1 protein-coding gene is annotated in these 397 nt (G+C 54.4%); it reads left to right on the top strand.

The window, feature by feature from the left end:
- Positions 1-397: ribosomal eL24 family protein (locus GFJ41_RS21185; RefSeq protein WP_206001621.1), on the top strand; the 397-nt coding region annotated here is incomplete at both ends.

Genomic DNA, 397 nt, shown 5'->3' with positions numbered 1-397 from the left:
GCCGCCATGAAGGTTGAGTTGTGCAGTTTCAGTGGGTATAAAATTTATCCCGGCCATGGCCGGCGATATGCCCGAATCGACGGAAAGGTGTTTCAGTTCCTGAACGCCAAATGTGAGTCTGCGTTCCTGAACAAGAGGAACCCCAGGCAGATCAACTGGACTGTCCTGTACAGGCGCAAACACAAGAAGGGCCAATCTGAAGAGGTGACAAAAAAACGCACACGCCGTGCTGTGAAGTTCCAGAGGGCCATCACTGGTGCCTCTCTTGCGGAGATCCTGGCCAAGAGGAACCAGAAGCCTGAAGTGCGCAAGGCCCAGCGAGAGCAGGCTATCAGGGCTGCTAAGGAGGCCAAGAAGGCAAAGCAGGCAACCAAGAAACCAACCACCCAGAGTTCCA

The organism is Paraclostridium dentum, from assembly GCF_012922555.1.
GTDB classification, from domain to species: Bacteria; Bacillota; Clostridia; order Peptostreptococcales; family Peptostreptococcaceae; genus Paraclostridium; species Paraclostridium dentum.
Note: the sequence above shows the minus strand (reverse complement) of the source record. Positions and strands in the feature narration are given on the sequence as shown.